We start from the raw sequence: 24,126 nt of genomic DNA, 5'->3' as shown, positions 1-24,126 counted from the left end.
AGCGCGCAGTGATGACTGCTGTTTTCAGGCGCCCGGCCAAAATTTTAGAGATTTTACAGGATTCTCCTCTCTTCGACCACCCCTGGCGACGTATAAGCGAAGTCGCCAGTGAGGGGCGCCGGGGGCGGCCGAAGAGGAGGCGCTGCAAGTCCAATCTTCGGCGCTACATTTGGCTCATCGCAGACTGGCATGCAATGCCAAGGGTTCTCATGGCCACACTGTCGGAGCAGCTTTAGCTCGCGACTGGAGGCTGCAAGCCTCCCGGCGGTGTTGCCTATGTTGGTGGCGAATCACCTGATATTCACAAACCCAGCACGTCCTGCATGTCATACCGCCCATTGGGCTGGTCGGCCACCCAGCGCGCCGCCCGCACCGCCCCCTTGGCGAAGGTCATGCGGCTGCTCGCCTTGTGGGTGATCTCGATGCGCTCGCCCTCGGTGGCGAACATCACCGTATGCTCGCCGACGATATCCCCGGCGCGCACCGTGGCGAAGCCGATCTCCTTGTCCGTGCGCGGCCCGCACTGACCCTCCCGGGCGAAGACCCCGTGCTCCTTGAGCGTACGCCCGAGGCTTTCGGCCACCACCTCGCCCATTTTCAGCGCGGTGCCCGAGGGGGCGTCCACCTTGTGGCGATGGTGCGCCTCGATCACCTCGATATCGTAGCCCTCGTCGCCCAGCGCACGGGCCGCCGTCTCGAGCAGCTTCAGCGTGAGATTCACCCCGACGCTCATGTTGGGCGCGAAGACCAGCGGCATGCTGTCCCGGTAGGCGTCGAGGGCGGCCAGCTCCTCGTCATCCAGGCCGGTGGTGCCGATGACGATCCGTTTGCCATGCTTGGCGCAGAACGCCAGGTTGGACAGCGTGACCTGAGGGCTGGTGAAGTCGATCAGCACGTCGAAGTCCTCGACGATGGCGTCGAGCGAGTCCACCGCGGTCACGCCCAGCCTGCCGACGCCCGCCAGCTCGCCGATATCGGCACCGGCCAGCGAACTGCCCGGCTCGACGATACCGCCGGCCAGGGTGGCTCCGGCGTCCTGCTGCACGGCGTTGACCAGGGTGCGGCCCATGCGGCCGGCGACACCGACGATGGCGATACGGGTCATGCGGACTCCTGCGAATGCGGTGGCGTGAAGATGCCGCGAGTATACCAGAGGGGAGCGGTAGCGGGTCAGCGAGCCCTTGGGCGGGAGCGGGCGCATCGTCCACACTGGGCCTAACCGTGTGCCACGCGACAGGAGCCATTCATGCAGAGGCTTGCGGCTCGAGACGGCCCTACCCCGGTGCTTCACCTCAATGATTGCCGGGTCACCCTGGTCAATGGCGTCTTCGGCGATCCCTTGCTGCATCTGCGCCTGCCTCATCAGAAGCGCAGCCTGCTGTTCGACCTGGGCGACCCCGGTCGGCTGTCGGCACGCTTCGCTCATCAGGTGTCCGACGTCTTCATCAGCCACGCTCACTTCGACCATATCGGTGGCTTCCTGTGGCTGCTGCGCTCGCGTATCGGCACTTTTCCGCCGTGCCGGATGTACGGCCCGCCGGGGCTGGCCGGCCATCTGGACAGCCTGATTCACGGCGTACTGTGGGACCGGGTCGGCGAACGCGCGCCCCGCTTCGAGGTGAGCGAACTGCACGGCGAGCGGGTCGAGCGCTTTCATCTTGCCGCCGGCCAGGCATCGACGCCACTGCCCCCACGCACGGCACCCAATGGCGTGCTGCACGAGGAGCCTGGATTTCGCGTGCGCGCAGTGACACTCGACCACGGCACGCCGGTACTGGCCTTCGCCTTCGAACCCGACACCCGGCTCAAGGTACGCAAGGAGCAGCTCAAGGCGCATGGCTGGCCATCAGGGCCCTGGCTCGGTGAACTCAAGGAGCGGGTACTGGCAGGCGATGGCTCAGCCCGCATCCGGCTGCCCGATGGTAGCTGCCTGGCAACCCGGGAGCTGGCGGAAGTGCTGTTGCTGACCGAACCCGGCCAGCGCCTGGTCTACGCCACCGACCTGGGAGACACCGAGGAGAACCGCCGACGCCTGATCGGGCTGGCGCAAGGCGCCCATGCACTCTTCTGCGAAGCGCCCTTCCTCGAGCAGGAGCGCGACCAGGCCCGGCGCACCGGCCACCTGACCGCCCGCGCCTGCGGTGAAATCGCCGCCGCGGCCGATGTCAGCCAACTGCTGCCCTTCCACTTCTCGCGGCGTCATGTCAGCGACCCCGAAACCCTCTACGCCGAGATCCGTAGCCGATTCGACCGCCTGGCGCCGACACCCGGCAGCGAACCGGCGTCACCCGCCGACTCATGACGGCGCTTCGCTACGGCCGTTGCGCAGCAACAACCCGATGGCCGCCAGCACCAGCAGGCTGCCCGGCAGCCAGTGCCAGCCGATCTGCTCGGGCGTGGTAACGAACAGCAGCAGCATGGAGACGAAGGGCACCAGATAACCGTAGGCGGTGACGGCACCGGGGGTCAGTGCCGAGGTGGCCCGCTGCATCAGCCAGAAGGTCAAGGCGCTGGAGAACAACCCCAGGTAGGTCACCAGCAGGAGATCCTGCCAGCGCATCGACGCGAGCTCGGCGACGGGCTCTATCGCCAGCCCCAGCAGGCCGATCCATACCCCGCCCAGCCCCAGGCTCCAGAAGGTACGCACCGAGGCCGCCTCCGGCAGCCAGCCATGGGCGAGCCCCCACTTGCTCAGCACCGGGTAGAGTGCCGAGGAGATACAGCCCAGGAAGAATACCGCCTCGCCGATACCGAACTGGAGCCCTTCGCCATGCCCCATCGACTCGGCAACGGCCAGCCCCAGCGCCCCCATGGCGCCCAGTGCGAGAATCGCCGGCAGCTGCCAGCCCAACCGCTCGACGCGAAAGCCGAGCCCCAGCAGGAAGGCCAGCAGCGGCACGGTGACATAGAGCGTCGACATGGAGAGCGCGGTGGCATGGTGCGCCGCCCAGAACATGGCGCCGAAGAAGCCGGCCAGGCAGAGCCCCATCAGGCTATAGAGCGGGAGCAGCCGCCAGGTGGGCAGGAAATCGGCGGCACGGCGCGCCAGCCACCATAGCCCGGCGCAGGCGATGGCGAAGCGCAGCGCGGTGAGCGACAGCGGCGGCAGCTGGCTCATCAGCTCGACGGCGGGAAACGACAGCCCTACCAGCACCGCCCACAACAGCATGCCCAGGTGGGCGGCGCGGGGCGACGCCGTAGCGTTCAATTTTCCCAGACGATGACCAGCTCCTCATCACCCGCCATGCGCTGAAGGTGGGCATCCAGCACACCCTCCAGGCGGTCGAGGCCCTCCTCCTCCAATGCCTCGAGGGCCACCACCAGCTTGTCCGGCCCGGCCTGCATCAGGCAGGAGCCCTCCTCGAACACCACCCGGCTCTCGGACTCGCCCTGCACCACCTCCAGCTTGTGGGCCCAGTGCTTGCACAGCCGGTTCATCAGCTTCGCCGCTGACCCGGTGGCGATCTCCGTTCGCGACATCGGCATGGCGACCTCCCTTCGTTTTCGATTGAACTCAAGACTAAGACGAGCGAATGGCCAATGCCAGCCTCACCGTCGCCGACTGGAAGATCTGACGTTACCTTGCCCTTTTGCCGCCCTCATTCTACTGTATGCACATGGCTATGTTGGTATCTGTTGTTGGCGTGCTTTAAAAATACTGTATAAACTACTGTATATCCAGTTTGCCTCTGGAGCACGCCATGAAACAAGCAGACCTCAAAGCCCTTGAGCAGACCCTGGCAAGCCTCCCTGTTGATCTCAAGAAATACCTGGCATATCAGATCCTTGGGCAAATCAGCTCACAAGCGAATACTCTGCTCGACACCGCAAGATCTCACCTTTCATGCCCGCACTGTGGCGCTGAGCACCCTACCAAGTGGGGACGCAGCGGTGGCCTGCAGCGGTATCGCTGTCCGAATCCTGATTGTCACAAGACGTTCAATGCCCTCACAGGCACGCCTTTGGCCAAATTGCAGCACCGCGACAAGTGGTTCGACTACCTGCGCTGCATGCGAGATAGTCTGACGTTGCGCGTCTCTGCGGCCCGAGTGGGCATCGATTTGAAGACGGCCTTCCGCTGGCGACATCGCTTCCTGAAAACGAGCGCTCAAGATAACGCCAATCCATTATCCGGCATCATCGAGGTAGACGAAACGTTCTTCCTGGAGTCCTGCAAAGGAAAGCGCCAGATCACTCACCGCAAAACTCGAAAGCGCGGCGGGCAAGGCAATTTGAAGAAAAAAGAGCAAAAGATTCAGGTGCTTATTGCGCGCGACCGTAACGGGAAGATCAGCGACTTAGTGGATCCGGCGCTCCAGAAATCTACTGTCCATGAATTTCTGTCACCGATTATCGATCGCGACTCGATTTTATGTTCTGACGGGCACAGTTGGTATAAAACCTTCTCTGCTGACCATGGCATTGCTCATCATCGCCTGATCACACTCGATAATCAGCGAGTGATCGGCAAGGAATACCACATTCAGAACGTCAACAGTTATATCAGCCGATTGAAGGGCTGGATGGGGCGCTTTCATGGGGTGGGGACAGCGTACTTGCCGAATTACCTGGCATGGCGGCGGTTGTTTGAAACGGCGAAGCCAGCCGAGGAGTCGTGGCTACGCGCGGCGATAGGCGCCGACCAACAACAGATACCAACATAGCCATGCACATACAGACTACTGATTAGCAACGACTTCATGCCTGCAGGGCTGAAAACCTGTAAAAAATAGTTTTCCAGTCGGCAGCATAAACGTTAAAATAAACGTACCTTTACGTCTTAAGTAACGTACTCATGGCACAGATGGCAAGAGTAAAAACTCAGCAAACCCATGATTTCCCAGCTTTGCGAGGGATTCAGGGAGGGCGTGCATGCTACACCATCATGTGCCCGCTGCGCCTCATTCCAAAGCTGTTCCACTATGACGATTCTGGCCTACCGCCGGAAGAGCGAGCGCAACGTGCTGTCAACCCTGGACGCATACCTGAGATAACCGATTACCTGACGCAAAATTCCGATAACTATATCTTGCCTGCCATCACAGCCTCGCTAGACCAGGAGGCAGAATTTGTGCCCACCGGGGAGGAGCTGGTGCCATTAGTCGGCATGCTCCGCATCCCTCAAGAAGCCCGGCTTCTCATTAATGATGGCCAGCATCGGCGCGCCGCTATTGAGCGGGCTGTTACCAAGAAGCGTGAGCTAGGCCACGACAGCATTCCTGTTTTGCTGTTCATCGACGAAGGGTTGAAGCGCAGCCAGCAGATGTTTGCTGACCTGAACCGCCACGCGATCCGTCCCAGCACCTCGCTTAACACATTTTTTGACAAGCGCGATTCCGCCTCAACCCTGGCCCGCTGCGTGATGCAGGAAGTGCCTTGCTTCCGAGAGCTTACCGAGGTCGAGAAGAGCTCCCTGCCGTTGAAATCTAGGAAACTGTTCACACTGAGCGCAATCAAGAACGCCAACTGGCGCTTTCTGGAGAAGCGTAAGCGCGACATGGCCAGCGGCCCCGAACATACTCAATGCATCGCCTTCTGGCTGGGGGTATGCCAAGTCATGCCTGACTGGCAGCATGCCCTGGATAATACCAGCCTACCTATGCGGTTACGCCAAGGCAGCATTCATGCCCATGGCGTTTTTCTACAAGCACTAGCCGTTTCTTGCGCATCGTTGAGGTATGAGGCGCCGGACTATGATCCCGACTGGTATGCCAATCGACTGCAGCCCCTGGCAGATGAGAATTGGCAACGCTCGAATCCCGAATGGGAAGGACGCTGCCTGCAAAATGGCCGTATTTCCAAATCCCACACCTCTGTTGAGCTACTCGCCAGCTACCTCAAACAGCGTTTAGGCATCCCGCTCAGCGATGGCCAGCGCCAACTCGAGGACATGTTTTTAACATGAGCACCGCCACGCTTTTTGCCACTCAGGACGAAATGGTTGCCGCGCAGAGCTTTGCCGGGCGGCCCCTCCCTGACCTGCTCTCCGAACTACAAACCCTATACCTGGAAGACGAGCGCCCCTGGGTGATCGGCTTCAGCGGCGGCAAAGATTCGACCGTCGTCTTATCGCTGATCTATACGGCTATCGAGAAGCTGCCTGCTCACGAGCGACACAAGCACGTTTACGTCGTCAGCTCCGATACGCTGGTTGAGACACCGGTAGTGGTCGATATGATTTCCTCGACCCTGGAGCACATCAATCTAAGAGCAAAAGAGCAGGGCCTCCCGTTCACCGCCCACCAGGTAGTTCCGAAGGCAAATGAAACCTTCTGGGTTAACCTCCTTGGTAAAGGGTATCCCGCACCGACGCAAAGTTTCCGCTGGTGTACCGAGCGGATGAAAATTGACCCGGTAAGCAGCTTCATCCTGGATAAAGTGACCCGTCACGGCGAGGTGGTCGTGGTTCTAGGCGCCCGTAGCCAGGAAAGCGCTTCACGGGCCCAGGTTATTGCCAAACACAAGGTGGACGGATCGCTTCTATCCAAGCACTCGTCCCTGCCCGGTGCCTATACCTACATGCCCATCGAAGACTGGACCTTCGATGAAGTGTGGATGTACCTCTTGGGCGCACCTGCGCCATGGGGCGGAACGCATCACCAGTTGTTCGAGCTATACAAGGACTCAAGTGCGGGCGAGTGCCCGGTTGTCATCGACACCAAGACACCCTCCTGCGGGAATTCCCGCTTCGGCTGCTGGACCTGTACCGTGGTAACAAAAGACCGTGCCATGGAGGGGTTGATTGAGTCGGGGGAGGTCTGGATGAAGCGACTCAAATCCTTCCGCGACCTGCTGTATCGAACGACAAAGCCTCACAACAAAGCCAAGTACCGGAACCATAAGCGCCGTACCGGCAAGGTGCAGTACGCACGTGGCCAAATCGACGATGACACCACCATCGAGAAGAAGGTAATTCCAGGCCCATATTGGATATCATACCGCCAGGCTTGGCTCAAAAAACTGCTTGAGATCCAGAAGAATCTCAACGACGGCGGCAACCCCATACGCCTGATCCATGAGGACGAGCTGAAGCATATCCGCCTTGAGTGGCTCAACGACCCCAATGAGCCGGATGCATTGGATACGCTGCCCGCCATCTATGCCAGCGTTTATGGCTATAAGCTTGAGTGGATGCAGGACTCAGCGGGGGTGCTGTCGCAACAGGATGCGGTCGCCTTGAGAGAGGCTTGCCAGGAGCATGGCACTCCCATTGAGCTTGCCATCAAGCTCTTGCAGCTGGAGCAATCTCTGGATGGGCTCAGCAAACGCCACGGGGTCTTCAAGAGAATCGACACCCTTCTCAACCAAGACTGGGGAGAGCTCGACACACTGCACACCAAGAAACAGGATGCCAGTATGGCATTGGAGGGGATGCAAGCGGCCAAGGGGAAAATGCAAGACATATTCCAGGAAAACACCAGCTACCAAGGAAAAACTCGCAACGCCAAGAGCGTCTATGACGAGCTGCTGGCTGGGTTGGAAATCCAGTACGAGGAACTGAGCAAATGATCCTGAACACGCTGAAACTGGGCAATTTCAGGGTCTTTCGAGGTGACCATGAGATCGATCTTACACCAGAAGGCCCAAGCGGCCAAAAACCAATTATCCTATTTGGCGGCCTGAACGGTGCTGGCAAGACATCCATCCTGACAGCCGTTCGGCTTACTCTTTATGGACGCCGCATTCTAGGCGCCAAGGTCTCCAGTGAGGAGTATTTCCAATACTTGGCGGACTGCATACACAAGCCCAGTGGAGCTGAGCGTGCACCGAATAGTGCCTACGTACGCCTGATGTTCAGTGATAGCCGCGGTGGACAACAGCACGATTACGATGTCGTACGCAGCTGGTTCCGTGATACCAGCGGTGCGGTTACAGAAAACCTCCAGATTACACGTGATGAAGAGGTGCTATCCAACCTCTCTCATGAGCAAAACCAGAGTTTCCTGAATGATCTGATCCCCCTGGGGATTGCCGACCTTTTCTTCTTCGATGGAGAGAAAATTGCAGAGCTGGCGGAATCCAAGGGCAATGCAGCGCTAGCTGATGCCATCCAACGACTGCTAGGGCTAGACCTTGTTAATAAGCTGCGTGCAGACCTCGGCGTCTACATCCGCAACCATTCGAAAGGCAGACTACCCGAGGCGATTCGCCAAGAGGCCGAATCGCTAGAGGCTGAGTATGAGCGGCGATACGCAGCCTACCAACATGAGCTCGAGAGTAAAGAAAAACTAGAGGATCAACTGCATAACCTGAGGGCCGATATCGCTCGCCTGGAGCAGAAGATAGAAGCCCATGGCGGCGCCTGGTACGAAAATCAGGCAGCTGAAAAGGAGCGGATGGAGCGCCTGCTGGCTGAACAGGAAATCATCAGAAGTCAGATACGTTCACTAAAAGGTTCTCTCTATCCCTTGGCACTGGCACCCACAGCACTAGGGACATTGCTAGCTCAGCTCGATGCCGAGAGCAGCTTTCGCACGCAGCTAGTCACTCATCAAGCCGCGAAACGCCAAGCTAAAGCACTGCGTAACGAGCTGGCAGGCGCACTGCAAGGTAAAGAAGGGCTACTTGATCAAGCTATTGAAAAGGCCTTTGGCAAGAACTTGAAGCCGCCCAAGAAGGTGGAGATGGTGCATGACATTTCGGATAGGGAGATTGAAAATCTGCGTCACCAGATCACCGTAGAAGCACCAAAGCAGAAGAAGGAGGTCGACGAGCTTGAGAAGCAGCTCGAGAACCTTCGGCACAAGATCAGTGAGTGCGCCACAAATCTGGAGCGCGCTCCAGACGAGCAGCGAATCAAACCACTCTATGAACAGCTGACTGAAGCACAGATTAAGCAAGGCCGCCTTAATAGCCAAATTGAAGAAAAGCGTGAAAACTCTAAGCGTGAGCTACGCGCTGCTATGGACTGTATTCGCAAACTGCGAAAGCTTGAAGCCGAGCACCAGCACCAATCTGATAATGTTCATGCTATCGAAATGGCCAAATCAGCCCGAGAGATGTTAGCCAGTTACTCCAATCAAGCAAAGATCAGCAAAATTCACGAGCTTGAATATCATTTTGGTGAGTCTTTCAAGCGATTGACACGCAAGTGGCATAATAGCCTTATCCCGAAAATTGATCCAAATACATTTGGAGTGCAATTAGCGTATAGCGATGGAAGAATCATAGAACGCGAGCAACTATCGGCTGGCGAGAAACAGATATACGCAACAGCAATGTTGGAAGCACTAGGACAAGCCTCAGGACGCCGACTACCTATCATCATTGACACACCGCTCGGTCGCCTGGACTCAAAGCATAGAGCAAGGGTAACTGAAAACTATTTTCCCAATGCAAGCCACCAAGTGGTTTTGCTTTCAACAGATACAGAAATACGAATTAACGAAGTTGCTAAAGCTTTTAAAGATGCCATCTCTAAAACTTATTCACTCAATTTTTCCAATAACTCTGGCGAAACTATTTTGGTGAAAGGATACTTCTAATGCTGCCTAGTCGATTTTCTTTAACGAAAAGCATGGAAGAAAAACTAAAGCGCGAAAAGCAACGCACAGGTGTGCCACCTAACATACTTGCAAGGGAACTTTTTTTCAGGTCTATAGAGCAAGGGCCGATCACGGAGACAACGCAAGAATTCATTAGTGGCCATATGATGCTAGAAAAATCGACATGGTTAGGAGAGCTAGAGGAAGTCACTGAAGCAGTTCTAATAAATCTATATGGAAAACAAGAAAAGAGCGAAGCCGCAAAAAAATGGGCACTTCATGTGGAGCGTGCCGTTATGTGACCTCCGGGGTACCCAGTGTCAAACTGAGTGCCCCTCCATAGCTTCACCATAGACTGTTCAGTGCCGGAGGGGCAACCTCATTGATTATTAAAATCTAGAGATTAAAGATTTCCGATTAGCTCCCAAAATGCCAAATCCTTAGTTTTAATGACTTTTTTGCTGCCCGTTACATACAAACTGTTATGCTTAGACATTTTTCTTATACTATTGACAATGGCCTCTTCGTCTTGTTTCGAGCTGACATTAAAAATTGATCTTACATCTTTGCTACTAGCACCTGGAACTTGATGAACAACCCATGAAAGTATCAAGTTAGAATAATCATTTTCAGCCGTTCTAAAATGAGTCAACTCTTGCGTTGACAGAATAGAGCCCACCCCAAACTCTCGACCTTCCTTTAAAATTTTCTTCAGACTTTCAAAGTCTTGCGACATGAAATTATCTGCCTCATCCACTAAAATCATTTTGGATATTTGGCGATATTTACCGTTAATTCGAGAGCTACCTTTCTGGTGCATCTGCGTATAGAACAGATCTAAAGTTAAAGCAACTACTAAATTCTGTATCTGCGTATCATAGCCAGATAGATTAATGACTGTCACACCCTCCAGCATATCGTAGAGTGATAGTGTCTCAGATGTATTTGACTCAAAGATTTCAAAGCTCATCAGATCGTCTAGCGCTGCGTGGAGAGAATCATGCTCCACTTTTTCTTGTTCCTGATAGAGCCCCCATACATCGCATAAGGTCGGAGCCGGCCTCGTCCAGGTCACCCTATCTTGCGGATAAATACCTGCACGCTCATATGCATCCATCACTAACGTGCGAATTTTATTTTGTTGCTTGTTCCCGAGACCAAAAGCCTTTGCAAGCGTGCTTCTGAACAAATTCGCTGTGTGTACGGGCTGCATCGGTCGGTCACCAAATATGGCGAACGGATTAAAAGGAAGGCGGTGGAGATCTAGAACTTTCGCGTTAGTAGCCTGGACAAAATCTTCTTTTACATAATCCGCCTTATAGTCAAAGATCAGAATACCAATGGGTAATCCATCAACGTTCTGGTGCTGATTTCGGTACAACTGGGTAATTACTGACTTGGTAAACTGAGTTTTTCCAGTCCCCATGGTGCCGATAATACCAGTGTTCGTATTGAAGAGCTTATCAGTATTCGTTGGCTCCCAGTAGACCGACTCACCAGTTTGCACGTCGGTGCCAAACTGGACCTTAAGAGGACCCGGCTCAACTTTTAACGAATCCTCTTCACCTGATGAGGCGCCGTCGTTAGCTGGAGCTAGCGGCTCTACCTCCTCTACCTCCTCTACCTCCTCTACCTCCTCTACCTCCTCTACCTTGGAAACTGATTCTACCTCCTCACTCTTCTCTTGCGATTCCTTAGAGACACACTCTCCATCAGCATCTTCGAATTGCTCAAAAGATGAAAGGAAAAATGCATCTGGTACGTGGAGAATTCTTTTATCTTTAATTTTCTTTTTTAGCTCTCGATAGGGAGTGCGAACAAGCTGTTCAAGGATGCCCATAGGAATCTCTGCTTCAAGCACCTCTTCCCGTATTTCGTAATTTTCCTCAAAACAACTCTCAGCATTGATGTGTGCGACAACCATCGCTTTTGGATAGTTGCGAAGCTGGCCAATCGCATAATTTCCTTCAAGCCATTCCTCTCTCCTTTCGAGGAAGAATCCGAAGTGCTCTTTTTCAAAAACCTCATAAAGCTCGTACTTTTCTATCTGGAGAAGAACTTGCCTGACAAACAGAGCCCTGTATAGCCGTGCCTCCATGGTGTTCGGTCCCAACAAATCTTCTTCCATGTATCTTTTCAGCTCAACCGCCTGCTTCCGAGCCTTGGTAAAGTCTGGACGGGAGCCTGCTTTTACCTCAACAGGTAGGAGATAGAGGTGGTTATCTTTGAATCCAGCAAAGATGATGTCGTCAGAGATAACGCCTTTTCGAATCTCTCGGTTGTAACGTGAGAAGTCACTATCAGACATCGCTAGTCCAATATTGCCAGCCACACGGATCATTTCTGCAACGGAGAGCGGAACCCAGGTGATATCCGACTGATCTAGCAACACACTCACGATCTTGTATGCGCCTATTATCCCCTGTTTGGCAATTTTTTCGGTAAGGGGGTCCGTGATTAATTTGAGGAGCCACTCACCATTAAAGGCGTTAAATTCCCGAATAAGATCGACACCAGAACTTCCTAGTATATTCTTATACAGATCCACCTGCTTAGTTACGGTGATCGCATCATACCCAGAGGAACTAGTGTACTGATCGGAATAGTGGATGAGTATCACACCCTTGGTCGTCTCGAAAAACTCCAAGGTCACCTTTGGATCGATAATAGTTGTCCATATTGAACTATCGTATGAACGCTGCAGCAGAGATCTGAAGTCCTCGCTGACAGCTAAGCTGATAGCTGAATGATCATGGTAGCGGTCATTTTTCGACTGCGCAGGACGAGAAAGTGAGCCAACAAGCTTAGCGAGCTTCAGGTGTGGCTTGTTCTCGTAGACGACTCCTTTTAGCCCAAAAGCGGTGAAGAACCGACCGTTCTCACTTCGAGATGACTCACCGTTTAACAAGCCGCCACAGGCCACGCCTGACAGATGTTCGTCTATGTTATTGTCTACGGCTTCAACTTTTTGATCATTCTTAAAAAAACAAAGATGAGCATAGGCCTGGTTATCAGCCGCATCGTGCCGGAACTTACTGTAGGTAAAACGAGTCCTTAAAAGATCAATAATGGTGTCTGCATTCCGACGCGCAGCGCCTTTATCTAATCGATAATTCTTCTTAATGTCGTCATACAGCCCCATCTCGGCAAAAACATCAAACTCTGTTTCTATGAGCTCCTCATCATAAAGATTAACGTGAATATAGCACCCCTTTTCCAAATTATCCTGGTAATAAGAAACAATACCTCGGAACAATTCATAATTTTCAGCATTGTTCACCGAGTTGATGAGCAGGGGGGCATCTTCTACATGCTGAAAGAGTTTTGTGAAGGTAGCCGTGAACTCTTCGATCTTGTGTTTAACAAGAGTGGTAACGAAATCGAAACTCGTGTCTTGATGGGGCACCACCTCGAGCCAAAAGGGGTTCTGCTTAACAGACTGTGTGTAACTATACCTGTGCACCGGATCATAAAGATGAGGTATCAATCCACGAGGGGTTAAACGGTTTTTCGTGACCTCAGGAAGCTGTTTAAAGCTTCGAGCGTCTCCATCAAATTTTATCTCATCAATCAAATTAATATAGTAAGCGATTACCAACGGATGGAATGGTGTAAGGAACCTTCGCCCTTCAATTGTGGCAAAACCTACACGCATGACCAAACGGTTCACGGTGCTGAGGGTTTGCCCTTTCGGAATGGACTCAAGATATTGAATACACGCGAAAACAAAATCCCTGGCAATATCGACTAGCTCAGGCCCCCAGCTTGCAAGCGAAGGGAGTGTCTTCCTCTGCTGAAAGTAGGCAATCAGCGCTTGATACTTAGTATAAAGTACCTTATCAGCAAGCTGCAAATTCGAAGCTGAGATTCCATTGCTATGATTCTGATCCCATTCGATTAATTCATCTGACACGAATGAAGCTTCGGCCAATAGTAACTGTTTCCTCAGGAACAGTGGTTCAGATTCCTGATTGTCTATGACAACTGTTTCTTTAGCCCGTCGATAAATACCGTTGTAGTTATCGTCATTGAAAAGTCTCGCGAACCGGTCCGGATCAAGCATCAAGGGTAAGCGGACACTCTCCTTGCTTGCTTCTCCTTCAACTAGTACGGTTAGTTCCGTCTCGCCGTTCGTTAGGATGAAACTTACCTCGTCGGACTCCTCATACAGTTGCTGAAAATCTACTCTCCCGTATTCCGTGGTAGATATCGCTTTTCCACTGTCATCAAGGGTCAGGCATTCCGTTAGCTTCGGATTGATTTCCAGCACATGCTGCTCGGCCTGTAGGACGAGAGCCCTTCGGATTCGGTCAATTAGAAACTGGTTTTCAAAGGAAGCCAGGTGAAATGCTCCCTCACGGAGGACCATACAATGAAAGCTATACTTCTCGCTCGAAGAGTCGCGATTTAAGCGCAGTGTAAAAAACAGTGGATCTACTCCGCATGCACCAGATACCGTATAAACCGACTTTTTGCCTCGGCCATAGAACTCAATAGCGACACGATCTGAAATTTTTTTAGGCTGCGGCTCTAGCTCATGCTTCTCTAGCCTTTGTCCTACGAATTTTATCTTAAACTCAAATCTTTCTTGGCCTTCAGGCATCACAATAATTAGGTGTTTATCTCGCAGTCCTGCTGCAGTCTCTTTTTTATTACGAACTTGAACTACACAATCTTTTTCCTCTAGCCCCTCAAAATCAAGCGAAAGCTTTTTCTGCTGATCCTCTTCAGCCTTGAAATCGCCATAATTTAATGTGCTCCATGGCTCTTCTGGATTTTCGCCAAAGTGTTTTTGGATAAACTTAGAGCCGAATTTCGTCAGCCGCTCTTCAAGATCGTTAGGATAGTGTTCGACAGCAAACTCAATCTCTGACCGTAACTGTCGATTGACCTCAAGACGACGTTCGACCTGCTTTTCATTAGTATTGCTAAGCACAATGGGGTCATTAAATAGGCCCAACTCCTCGAAACAAAGAACTCCGTCAAGCATCGAGTCGTGTAGGTGCCTGAATCCGAAAACACTGGAATCTTCTTCTGTGATTACACGAACCTGATGTTCGAGTAGGCAACGTGAAGCGACCTGATTGCTAAGCCCCTCTGAAATCAACCCTTCAAGCTGTTGCTTGATAGATTTCGGGGACCATACAGCGTCTCCTCGCGCGAGATCAAGAGCACTGTTTATTAGTGTGTCCAATAGGCTATTGTGAATGATCAGTAGTGCACATTTTTCAAAAGGTGAGTCTTGTGCTGCGACAGCGTCTCGCAGGTTGGAAATATAGTTTTCAGTATAACAAGCGTTCTGTATATTATGCTGCTCTAAGTGGCCCACAACCAAGAGGCGGAAGCCATCGATATCAATGTAGGATAGCTCCTGATCACGGACCGAGAGCACGCCGTCCCGGCTTGATAAAAGTTCTGAAACCAGCGCAACCGTATTTTCTGGATCTGGCGACTTGAACTGATATCGGTCTCCTTTTGATATCTTCCCTTGCAGCCATTTTTTCAGATTCTTTACGAGAAAGGCTTCAAAGTGTCTTTCTGACATATACTGCATCCCCGCTATCACTCATTCTTTCAACATTCCCGATGCGCTCGAGAAACTTTATAATCGCTTGCTCAGATTGGCGATCAAACCAAATACCTCGCTTCCGAAATTCGGCTAATAGTTCCTGAAATTGTATTTTCTCTCGAGCACCAACTGCCAAATTAGCAAGTAGAAGCAAATAGTCCTGAGAGATCACTAAGACTCGTCCTGAACGGCCTCTCGCCTGAATGAAGTGTTGCGCAATTTCATTCTCAAACGCATTCACAAACTTGCTATTAACCGTGAACTGACTAGTTCCCCGTCTACTGAAGATCTCCTTGGCAGTTCCCGTTAAGACACGGATCATGGAAACAATGTCACTTGGATATTCTCCATGCTTTGGAAGACTTCGCTTATCCCGATATTTCTCGCAGAAGATCTCCATTGACCTTTGAACATTGCCACGCTCCACCTCACTGAGACTCTCAATATAGCTTAAAAACTGCCACAATGGATACTTAACTGCTTTCTTATTCTGAGGTTGATTCAGATACTCCAACATTGATAAAACAGGAAACAAATCAGCAACCTTATCTTTCAGCCATAGAAAGGCTTTTCTTACATCTTTGCGCTCCAAACTTGCCTTTTCAGTATCTAGTATAAAATAAAGAGGCTTGCTTTTTGGCTCAGATTCCCATTCATTAATATTTAATGCCAATTGGGCACTATACAAAAAAACATATAGACCAAAGAACGAACGAATGTTGTCAAGCAGATAGTTAGGATGCCCGGATAGGAACTGAAGATCCTCAACAAATAACCCGGAAAGGAAGGGAAGATAGGGAGACTCCAGTGATACTGGCCGGTATGCTTCCAAATCATCCTGAAGCTCTGATATCAACTCTAACTCTAGGAAGTTGACTTCACTACTTAGCTTGGAAAATGTCCTACCACTTTCTGCAACGAAGTTTTTAAACAACTGGGACACATGCTTATTGGTCGATCCATCAGCAACAGACTCTTTAAATAGAAGAAATTCTGGCGACACCTTATAAAGACCAGGAACTTCACCACTGAAATACATTTCATGAATGAGACCATCCATGGAATTATCAGTTAGTTTATTTGCTAGTCGCGAAATGACTTCGCCCTTATATGATTCCAGACTATGGCCTTTTTTAATTTTTTGTCCAAGAGCTGCAGAGAGAACACTACCAGCTATAGCTTCAAAATCGTATTCTGCAGCGTTAGATCTCTGCTGCCGAAAGGGCAGAAAACTATTAACAAGGTTTCGTTCCTGTATTTCTTGATCAGCAAGCTTAGCCAAGTTTTCAGAGATACTCATTCATCACCTCCAACCACAAACTCCCCGTCATCCGGCTCATTGGTAAGCGAAATTTGTCGATAATCGGTTGTGAAAAATAACTTCTTCGCTCGAACAGCAACCCTGGTCACCTCATCCACGACTTCTTCCAAAATAACAATGGTATTCTTGTCATGCTTATTAGGCCGATAACCATTATTAATCTTTGTTACCAGTTCAAGGAAATTCACATTGACGTGAAACGTCCTCAAAGGAACATCCGAAACCTTTAAGCAAATAGGAAATTCGTAAATATTTTTTACTGCCTCGCCTTCGATCCTTTTGAAATCTGGCCGAATATCTGCTTGGGCAGAGATGACAACACCGTTTCGCTTGCACAAATACATGTGTTTTCGCTTTATCAATGAAGGAGACAGGCGGTTCCCAAAGCGCATTAAAGCTGATATCAATTCATCATTATAAAACTTTCGAAGTAATTGTCTTTTTTCTGCACCGTTGTCAAAGGCTGCATGTAATCGCCATACATCAATATATCGGCCATATAAAGGGCGCTGAAGATCCTCGACATATTCCTGGTGGTAATTATTGCCGATCTTGAGATCTTGGAGTACATAGAATAGTCGCAACCAGCCAGCAGCGTCTAACCCTTTTATATTGAATGCACTGAAAACTTCTTCCTGGAATTCAGTAAATCTCTGCTCCTTCACTCCTAAGGAATGCTGGATGAGAAACTGGTCAAGCTTTTGCGACCGGATTGAGCAAGGGTCAAAATGACTAATAATGTCACAGAGTTCATTGTGACCACATGCAAATAAGTTTTCGAAAAGGTTTTGCGGACCACAGATTAAGTGGTGAACAAAATCCAGCAGCGCCCGTGCAGATAAAAATTGATCAAAACGCAACCGTGAAGAAAGCAAAAGCTGTACTATTCGCTCCCTTACCACTTCCTGCTGGAGGAGTCTATAATTGATGCTCAGTAAGCCGGACGACTCCTCTCTTTCATCCAAATAGGCACGGTAAAGAGGGTTTTTTTCAGAGGGATAAACTATCCTCTCTAGCAGCTTGCTGATAAATGCCGACCCGGCAGAGCCATCCTCAAGACTAAATTTCGGATAATCCTCGAAATTCAAAAAAATGAATGGAGAGCTGAAAATTCCTGCGCTGGTAAACTCCTCAATCGCTGACCTTATATCTTGATGGCGTTCCGACCCAGTTGCCGCATAGTTGAATAGCATCCCCACGTTTATGCCTATTACTAGCGGCTTATCGGAATATTTATATTTATCGAAAAGTTGGTCCAGTGTTTCAATAGCACTCTGATCCGGTCTAAAACTATGAGTTGCATCAAGGTGGAAAAAAAAATCCTCTGAATAATCCTTATAATACCGCTTTAGAATCTCTGATTTTCCATCACCGCTAGAACCACAAAGGAAAACAACCGAAGTAGAGCCTCGACATGAATCTAGGGTTTTTTTGAAATCTTTTTCTATTTCAGTTTCCACATACAGATATTGTTTTAGCTCCTCTTCTTCACTTTCTCCTTGCCCAAGAGTACTTACTGCTTGAGCCGATGATCTCGCTAGGCTATCCAGCAACCGTTTGAACTTCACGCTTCTTATCCTTAATCAATGGGGAAAAAAGCTCACTACCTTAGCTTAATGCATAGCCAAAATGTACTTCGAGACTAGCACAGCAGGTAATTGCAGGGAAACCTCTCCCAGGACATGAAGTTCCATCTTCCAAAGCTGCACAGTCTAGAATTGATCAGGTAACCTATTGCCTCACCAGCCCCCTTGGCTCCACGCCAAGGCGGCCCTAACTTGATACATGGATCACCTCCAACGCTGAAATCTGGACACAAAGGCCCCCGGCATCTGGCGATGCCGGGGGCCCTTTCGTTTCCGGGGAGAGCCGGAAGCGTTACGGCTTCATATCCTCGAAGAACCGCTTCACGCCGTCGAAGAAGCCGCTCTTCTTGGGCGAGTGGTGGGCGCTGTTGGTGCCTCCCAGGCTCTCCTGGAGCTGGCGCAGCAGTTCCTTCTGCTCTTCGTTGAGGTTGACCGGGGTCTCGACCACCACCTTGCACAGCAGGTCGCCCGGGGGGCCGCCGCGCACCGGCTTGACGCCCTTGCCGCGCAGGCGGAACAGCCGCCCGGTCTGGGTCTCGGGGGGGATTTTGAGCTTGACCCGGCCGTCCAGCGTCGGCACTTCCAGCTCACCGCCCAGGGCGGCATCGATGAAGTTGATCGGCACCTCGCAGTGCAGGTGCTTGCCGTCGCGCTGGAAGATATGGTGCGGCTTGATCGCCACCTGGACGTAGAGATCGCCGGGCGGCCCGCCGTTAATGCCGGACTCGCCCTCGCCGTTGAGACGAATGCGATCGCCGGTATCGACGCCTGCGGGAATCTTCACCGACAGGGTGCGGGTCTCGCGCACCCGGCCCTCGCCGTGGCACTTGTGGCAGGGCACCTTGATGTGCACGCCGCTGCCGTGGCAGGTGTGACAGGTCTGCTGCACGGCGAAGAAGCCCTGCTGCATGCGCACCTGGCCATGACCGTTACAGGTGGGGCAAGTCTCCTTGCTGGAACCCGGCTCGGCGCCCTGGCCGTCGCAGCGGTCGCACTCGATGTGGCGCGGCACGCGAATATCGACGGTGGTGCCGGAAACCGCGCTCTCCAGGTCGAGCTCCAGGTTGTAGCGTAGGTCGCTGCCCCGCTGCGGCGCATGGGGGCTGCGCCGGCCGCCGCCACCGCCGAAGATATCGCCGAAGACGTCGCCGAAGATGTCGCTGAAGCCACCGGCCCCCGCGCCACCACCGAAGCCGCCGCCACCGAAGCCGCCGGCCTGGCCGTCGACGCCGGCATGGCCGAACTGGTCATAGGCGGCACGCTTCTCGCTGTCACTCAGGATCTCGTAGGCTTCGGAGACCTCCCGAAAACGCTCGGCCGAGCTTTCGTCATCCGGGTTGCGGTCCGGATGGTATTTCTGTGCCAGGCGTCGGTAGGCCTTCTTGATCTCTTTCGTGTCGGCCCCGCGCTCGACGCCGAGCACTTCGTAATAATCGCGTTTGGACATGGGTCCATGCGCCTCCTGGTCTAGGCAGTTATCGCCTGATCCGCGGAAACGGCAACGCGGGAGTCATCCCCCCGCGCTGCCGTCGGCCGTGGCATACCCTCGACGATTACGGCTTCTTCTGGTCGTCGTTGACTTCTTCGTATTCCGCGTCGACCACGTCCTCGTCCGGCTTGCCGGCGTCTTCGCCGCCTTCACCGCCGCCCTGCTGGGCCGCCTCGGCCTGGGCTGCGTACATCTTCTGAGCCAGGTTGCCGGAGGCTTCGGTCAGCTTGTCGAGCTTGGCCTGGATGTCGTCCTTGTCATCCCCCTTGATGGCCTCCTCGAGCTCCTGGGCGGCGCTCTCGATGGCCTCCTTTTCCTCGTCGCTGGCGTGCTCGCCGGCCTCCTGCACCGTCTTGCGGGCGGCGTGGATCATGCCGTCGGCCTGGTTGCGCAGCTGCACCAGCTCCTCGAACTTCTTGTCCTCGTCGGCGTGGGCCTCGGCGTCGCGAACCATCTGCTCGATCTCGTCGTCGGAGAGGCCGCTGGAGGCCTTGATGACGATCGACTGCTCCTTGTTGGTGGCCTTGTCCTTGGCCGAGACGTGCAGGATGCCGTTGGCGTCGAGATCGAAGGCGACCTCGATCTGCGGCACGCCACGCGGCGCCGGCGGAATATCCGCCAGGTCGAAGCGACCCAGCGACTTGTTGCCACTGGACTGCTTGCGCTCGCCCTGCAGCACGTGAATGGTCACGGCAGTCTGGTTGTCATCCGCGGTCGAGAAGGTCTGGGTCTTCTTGGTCGGGATGGTCGAGTTCTTCTCGATCAGCGGCGTCATCACGCCACCCAGGGTTTCGATACCCAGGGTCAGCGGAGTGACGTCGAGCAGCAGCACGTCCTTGACGTCGCCGCCCAGCACGCCGCCCTGGATCGCCGCACCCACGGCCACGGCTTCATCCGGGTTGACGTCCTTGCGGGCGTCCTTGCCGAAGAACTCGGCGACCTTCTTCTGCACCATCGGCATGCGGGTCTGGCCGCCGACCAGGATCACGTCGTCGATCTCGGAGGCGGACAGGCCGGCATCGGCCAGGGCGGTCTTGCACGGCCCCAGCGAACGCTGCACCAGGTCCTCCACCAGCGACTCCAGCTTGGCCCGGGTCACCTTGACGTTGAGGTGCTTGGGGCCGGTGTTGTCGGCGGTGATGTAGGGCAGGTTGACGTCGGTCTGCTGAGCGCTGGAGAGCTCGATCTTGGCCTTCTCGGCGGCTTCCTTGAGGCGCTGCATGGCGAGGTTGTCGCCAGACAGGTCGATGCCGGAGTCCGACTTGAACTGATCGACCAGATAGTTGATCAGGTGCATGTCGAAGTCTTCACCACCCAGGAAGGTGTCGCCGTTGGTGGCCAGCACCTCGAACTGCGTCTCGCCGTCGACGTCGGCCACTTCGATGATCGAGATATCGAAGGTACCGCCGCCCAGGTCGTAGACCGCAACGGTCTTGTCGCCGCGCGACTTGTCCATGCCGTAGGCCAGCGCCGCCGCGGTGGGCTCGTTGATGATGCGCTTGACCTCGAGACCGGCGATGCGCCCGGCGTCCTTGGTAGCCTGACGCTGGCTGTCGTTGAAGTAGGCCGGCACGGTGATCACCGCCTCGGTCACTTCCTCGCCCAGATAGTCCTCGGCGGTCTTCTTCATCTTCTTCAGCACTTCAGCGCTGACCTGCGGCGGTGCCAGCTTCTTGCCCTTCACTTCCACCCAGGCGTCGCCGTTGTCGGCCTCGGTGATGGTGTAGGGCACCATCTTGATGTCCTTCTGCACGACGTCGTCCTTGAAGCGACGACCGATCAGGCGCTTGATGGCGTACAGGGTGTTCTCGGGGTTGGTGACCGCCTGGCGCTTGGCCGCCTGGCCGACCAGCGTCTCGCCATCATCGGTGTAGGCGATGATGGACGGCGTGGTGCGGCCACCTTCGGCGTTCTCGATGACTTTGGCGCTGTCGCCGTCGAGAACGGCGACACAGGAGTTGGTCGTCCCCAGGTCAATACCGATGATGCGTCCCATAGGAAATCCTCGAAAGTTGTTACTTGATTCGTACATCGCGGCCTACGCCGCGGGGTTGTCGTCTATCTGGGGGCCGCTTGACGCTTTTCAAGACCCATGCCCCCAATCGCCTTGTCGCGATCAGCTCGCCGCCTGGCTGACCACCACCATGGCCGGCCGTACCAGGCGCCCGTTGAGCAGGTAGCCCTTCTGCATCACGTCCATGACGGTATTGGGGTCGAGCTCCGGGTTGGGCACCATCGCCATGGCCTCGTGGTACTGCGGGTCGAACGGCTCGCCGTGGGGCTCCACCGCCTCGACGCCGAACTTGCCGAGCACGTCGAGCTGCAGCTTGAGGGTCATCGACACGCCTTCACGGTGAGCGTCGCTGGCGCCGTCCTCCATGGCCTCCAGCGCCTTCTCCAGGCTATCGATCACCGGGAGCAGTTCCTTGACGAATTTTTCCAGCGCGAACTTGCGCGCCTTGTCGGCTTCCTGCTCGGCGCGACGGCGCACGTTCTGGGCCTCGGCGGCGGCGCGCAGCGCCTGGTCCTTGGCCTCTGCGGCACTCTGCTCGAGCTCCTCGATGCGTGCATTGAGCGCATCGACATCGGCGTCGGCATCGCCGGCCACCGGCTCCTCGACCAGCTCACCCTCGTCGGTGGCGGCATCGATGGCCTCTTCGAGATCGCCATCCAGCGGCGTCTCTTGCGGCTCGGCGTCCTGCTCGGCACGCGCCAGCTCTTCGTCCAGCGGCGTCTGCGGTTGTTTGGCCATGAGTGTCTCCTGACATCGAAAGGCGGCATGCAGCCGCCTGAACATTTCACGACATGCAGTATCTGCAGGCTGTAGTAAATCGGATTGCAGCCTATATGGGGATGCCGACGACAATCTCAAGGCATGGGTTGATGCGGCGAGGTCGCGAGCATTGTCGCCGATTATCGGCTACTGTATAAACGCACAGAGGGCGACAAAGACTGCAAGGAGACAGGCGGCCATGCTGGTACAGCTCGCAATTCGTGATTACGCCATCGTCGATAGCCTCGACCTGGAACTGCATGGTGGCATGACCGCCGTCACCGGCGAGACCGGCGCCGGCAAGTCGATCCTGCTCGGCGCCCTGGGGCTGTGCCTCGGCGAACGCGCCGACGCCGGCAGCGTGCGCCACGGTCGCGAGCGTGCCGACCTCTCGGCGCGTTTCGATATCACCGCCCTGCCCGAGGCCCGCGCCTGGCTGGAGAGCCGCGAGCTGCCCAGCGACGACTGCCTGCTGCGCCGGGTGATCACTGCCGCCGGGCGATCCAAGGCGTGGATCAACGGCCAGCCGGCGACCATTGCCGACCTCAAGGCCCTCGGCGAATATTTGATCGAGATCCACGGCCAGCATGCGCATCAGGCGCTGCTGCGCGAGGAGACCCACCTGCGCCTGCTCGACGACTACGCTGGCCATCGCGATGCCGTCGCCACGCTGGGCGAGACCCATCGCCGCTGGCAGCAGGCGCGGCGCAACCTCAAGCGGCTGGCCAACGACGGCGACGAGCTGGCGGCGCGCCGCCAACTGCTGCGCTATCAGGTCGAGGAGCTCGATCAGCTGGCGCTGGCCGAGGGCGAACTCGAGATACTCGAGGAGGAGCAGACGCGGCTGGCCCACGCCGAGGAGACGCTGCGCGAGGCGCAGGCCGCCGCCGACTGCTGCGACCACGACGACGGCGGCGCCCAGACGCTGCTCGCCCAGGCGGTGGGCCGCCTCAGCGCGCTACCCGGTAGCGATCGCGGCAGCCTCGCCGAGGTGCTCGGCATGCTCGAGGAGGCGCGCATCCAGGTCGAGGAGGCCGGCCGCGAACTGCAGCGTTTCGTCGATAGCACCGAGCTCGACCCGGCACGCCTGGCCGAGGTCGACGAGCGGCTCGGTGCAGTGCATCGCATCGCCCGCAAGCACCATGTCCTGCCGGACGAGCTGGTCGCCCTGCACCAGCGCCTGCACCATGAGCTGGCCGAACTGGAAGGTGGCGAGCACGATCTCGAGGCGCTGGGTCAGGAGGTGGAGCAGCTGCGCGACACCTGGCGCCAGCAGGCCAGGACGATCAGCGAGGCGCGCCAGCAGGCGGCCACCCGCTTCGCCGAGGAGGTACAGGCGCAGCTGGCCTTTCTGGCCATGGGCAAGGCCAGCTTCGCGGTGCAGGTCGAGGCCCGCGACACCCCGGCCGCAGACGGCATGGACACGGTGCGCTTTCTGATCAGCGCCAACCCGGGTCAGCCGCCGCGGCCGCTGACCAAGGTCGCCTCTGGCGGCGAGCTGTCACGGATCAGCCTGGCGATCCAGGTGGTGGCAGCCAGCCACTCGACGATCCCGAGCCTGGTGTTCGATGAGGTCGACGTGGGTATCTCCGGGGCTACGGCAGAGATCGTCGGCCAGCTGCTCAAGCGCCTGGGGACCAACGGCCAGGTGATGACCGTGACCCACCTGCCCCAGGTCGCCGCCCAGGCTCATCAGCACCTGCATATCGAGAAACAGGCCGAGGCCGACACCACCCTGACCCAGATGATGCTGCTCGACGGCGCCGGCCGGGTTCGCGAGCTGGCGCGCATGCTCGGCGGCGTCAAGCTCTCGGAGCGCACCCTGGCCCATGCCCGCGAGATGCTCGACGCCAGCCAGCGCGCCCATCACTAGCCCTCTGCTGACACGCGCCTGGCAGTGCCC

The 24,126-nt window shown here is 54.9% G+C and carries 16 protein-coding genes; 7 read left to right on the top strand and 9 right to left on the bottom strand.

Features of this window, described 5'->3' with window-relative positions; all coding sequences use genetic code 11:
* Positions 1 to 301 precede the first annotated feature (301 nt).
* Complete coding sequence (dapB, locus tag IEI94_RS06400; protein ID WP_191166482.1) at positions 302 to 1,105, bottom strand: 4-hydroxy-tetrahydrodipicolinate reductase; 804 nt, start codon at positions 1,103 to 1,105, stop codon at positions 302 to 304.
* 141 nt (positions 1,106 to 1,246) lie between these two features.
* Between dapB and IEI94_RS06395 the strand changes: the two genes are divergently transcribed.
* A complete protein-coding gene (locus tag IEI94_RS06395; RefSeq protein ID WP_191166481.1) occupies positions 1,247 to 2,302 on the top strand; it encodes an MBL fold metallo-hydrolase in 1,056 nt (351 codons plus the stop codon).
* Here the strand turns inward: IEI94_RS06395 and IEI94_RS06390 are convergent.
* Both IEI94_RS06390 and IEI94_RS06385 read right to left on the bottom strand, forming a co-directional pair.
* On the bottom strand, positions 2,297 to 3,208 hold the full coding sequence (locus IEI94_RS06390; protein ID WP_224749965.1) for a DMT family transporter: 912 nt from the start codon (positions 3,206 to 3,208) through the stop codon (positions 2,297 to 2,299). The two genes, IEI94_RS06395 and IEI94_RS06390, sit on opposite strands and share 6 nt — an antisense overlap.
* On the bottom strand, positions 3,205 to 3,486 hold the full coding sequence (locus tag IEI94_RS06385; protein ID WP_043511120.1) for a DUF2218 domain-containing protein: 282 nt from the start codon (positions 3,484 to 3,486) through the stop codon (positions 3,205 to 3,207). Before IEI94_RS06385 ends, IEI94_RS06390 begins: the two co-directional genes overlap by 4 nt.
* A gap of 215 nt (positions 3,487 to 3,701) precedes the next feature.
* Here IEI94_RS06385 and IEI94_RS06380 point away from each other — a divergent pair, with 215 nt between their 5' ends.
* The 5 genes from IEI94_RS06380 (at position 3,702) to IEI94_RS06360 (ending at position 9,787) form a co-directional block, all read left to right on the top strand.
* The gene (locus tag IEI94_RS06380; RefSeq protein WP_043510047.1) at positions 3,702 to 4,664 is read left to right on the top strand and encodes an IS1595 family transposase; all 963 of its coding nucleotides are present in this window, start codon (positions 3,702 to 3,704) and stop codon (positions 4,662 to 4,664) included.
* Between the two features lie 131 nt (positions 4,665 to 4,795).
* Positions 4,796 to 5,905: a DNA sulfur modification protein DndB gene (gene dndB / locus IEI94_RS06375; protein ID WP_197030423.1), complete on the top strand. Its 1,110-nt coding sequence runs from the start codon at positions 4,796 to 4,798 to the stop codon at positions 5,903 to 5,905.
* Positions 5,902 to 7,509 (top strand): DNA phosphorothioation system sulfurtransferase DndC, encoded by a 1,608-nt coding sequence (gene dndC / locus IEI94_RS06370; protein ID WP_191166480.1) that lies wholly within the window; start codon positions 5,902 to 5,904, stop codon positions 7,507 to 7,509. Before dndB ends, dndC begins: the two co-directional genes overlap by 4 nt.
* Positions 7,506 to 9,485, top strand: coding sequence for a DNA sulfur modification protein DndD (gene dndD / locus IEI94_RS06365; protein WP_043510049.1), 1,980 nt, complete (start codon positions 7,506 to 7,508; stop codon positions 9,483 to 9,485). Before dndC ends, dndD begins: the two co-directional genes overlap by 4 nt.
* The gene (locus IEI94_RS06360; RefSeq protein ID WP_051495990.1) at positions 9,485 to 9,787 is read left to right on the top strand and encodes a DndE family protein; all 303 of its coding nucleotides are present in this window, start codon (positions 9,485 to 9,487) and stop codon (positions 9,785 to 9,787) included. Before dndD ends, IEI94_RS06360 begins: the two co-directional genes overlap by 1 nt.
* Before the next feature lie 101 nt (positions 9,788 to 9,888).
* Here the strand turns inward: IEI94_RS06360 and dptH are convergent, their stop codons facing one another.
* From dptH to grpE, 6 genes are all read right to left on the bottom strand, one after another.
* Positions 9,889 to 15,030 (bottom strand): DNA phosphorothioation-dependent restriction protein DptH, encoded by a 5,142-nt coding sequence (gene dptH / locus IEI94_RS06355; protein WP_043510062.1) that lies wholly within the window; start codon positions 15,028 to 15,030, stop codon positions 9,889 to 9,891.
* Positions 15,011 to 16,354: a DNA phosphorothioation-dependent restriction protein DptG gene (gene dptG, locus IEI94_RS06350; RefSeq protein ID WP_043510051.1), complete on the bottom strand. Its 1,344-nt coding sequence runs from the start codon at positions 16,352 to 16,354 to the stop codon at positions 15,011 to 15,013. Before dptG ends, dptH begins: the two co-directional genes overlap by 20 nt.
* Positions 16,351 to 17,943 (bottom strand): DNA phosphorothioation-dependent restriction protein DptF, encoded by a 1,593-nt coding sequence (gene dptF / locus IEI94_RS06345; protein WP_043510053.1) that lies wholly within the window; start codon positions 17,941 to 17,943, stop codon positions 16,351 to 16,353. Before dptF ends, dptG begins: the two co-directional genes overlap by 4 nt.
* Positions 17,944 to 18,253: 310 nt before the next feature.
* Entirely contained in the window at positions 18,254 to 19,408 is a 1,155-nt protein-coding gene (gene dnaJ / locus IEI94_RS06340; protein WP_191166479.1) for a molecular chaperone DnaJ, read from the bottom strand.
* Positions 19,409 to 19,514: 106 nt separating this feature from the next.
* The gene (gene dnaK, locus IEI94_RS06335; protein ID WP_191166478.1) at positions 19,515 to 21,446 is read right to left on the bottom strand and encodes a molecular chaperone DnaK; all 1,932 of its coding nucleotides are present in this window, start codon (positions 21,444 to 21,446) and stop codon (positions 19,515 to 19,517) included.
* A gap of 120 nt (positions 21,447 to 21,566) precedes the next feature.
* Positions 21,567 to 22,202, bottom strand: coding sequence for a nucleotide exchange factor GrpE (gene grpE, locus IEI94_RS06330; protein ID WP_191166477.1), 636 nt, complete (start codon positions 22,200 to 22,202; stop codon positions 21,567 to 21,569).
* A 220-nt stretch (positions 22,203 to 22,422) separates the two neighbouring features.
* Between grpE and recN the strand changes: the two genes are divergently transcribed.
* Entirely contained in the window at positions 22,423 to 24,096 is a 1,674-nt protein-coding gene (gene recN, locus IEI94_RS06325) for a DNA repair protein RecN (RefSeq protein ID WP_191166476.1), read from the top strand.
* Positions 24,097 to 24,126: the final 30 nt, after the last annotated feature.

This window comes from Halomonas sp. ML-15 (genome assembly GCF_014779595.1).
Classification (GTDB): Bacteria; Pseudomonadota; Gammaproteobacteria; order Pseudomonadales; family Halomonadaceae; genus Franzmannia.
The sequence above is the reverse complement of the archived record's forward strand: the minus strand, read 5'-3'. Positions and strand labels throughout refer to the sequence as shown.

Bases quoted from the DNA above. Each gene is read 5' to 3' on its own strand.
- dptH (WP_043510062.1), bottom strand. From the start codon at position 15,030: ATGTCAGAAAGACACTTTGAAGCCTTTCTCGTAAAGAATCTGAAAAAA.
- dptG (WP_043510051.1), bottom strand. From the start codon at position 16,354: ATGAGTATCTCTGAAAACTTGGCTAAGCTTGCTGATCAAGAAATACAG.
- IEI94_RS06395 (WP_191166481.1), top strand. From the start codon at position 1,247: ATGCAGAGGCTTGCGGCTCGAGACGGCCCTACCCCGGTGCTTCACCTC.
- dapB (WP_191166482.1), bottom strand. From the start codon at position 1,105: ATGACCCGTATCGCCATCGTCGGTGTCGCCGGCCGCATGGGCCGCACC.
- recN (WP_191166476.1), top strand. From the start codon at position 22,423: ATGCTGGTACAGCTCGCAATTCGTGATTACGCCATCGTCGATAGCCTC.
- IEI94_RS06360 (WP_051495990.1), top strand. From the start codon at position 9,485: ATGCTGCCTAGTCGATTTTCTTTAACGAAAAGCATGGAAGAAAAACTA.
- dndD (WP_043510049.1), top strand. From the start codon at position 7,506: ATGATCCTGAACACGCTGAAACTGGGCAATTTCAGGGTCTTTCGAGGT.
- IEI94_RS06380 (WP_043510047.1), top strand. From the start codon at position 3,702: ATGAAACAAGCAGACCTCAAAGCCCTTGAGCAGACCCTGGCAAGCCTC.
- dnaJ (WP_191166479.1), bottom strand. From the start codon at position 19,408: ATGTCCAAACGCGATTATTACGAAGTGCTCGGCGTCGAGCGCGGGGCC.
- dnaK (WP_191166478.1), bottom strand. From the start codon at position 21,446: ATGGGACGCATCATCGGTATTGACCTGGGGACGACCAACTCCTGTGTC.
- IEI94_RS06385 (WP_043511120.1), bottom strand. From the start codon at position 3,486: ATGCCGATGTCGCGAACGGAGATCGCCACCGGGTCAGCGGCGAAGCTG.
- dndB (WP_197030423.1), top strand. From the start codon at position 4,796: ATGGCACAGATGGCAAGAGTAAAAACTCAGCAAACCCATGATTTCCCA.
- grpE (WP_191166477.1), bottom strand. From the start codon at position 22,202: ATGGCCAAACAACCGCAGACGCCGCTGGACGAAGAGCTGGCGCGTGCC.
- dndC (WP_191166480.1), top strand. From the start codon at position 5,902: ATGAGCACCGCCACGCTTTTTGCCACTCAGGACGAAATGGTTGCCGCG.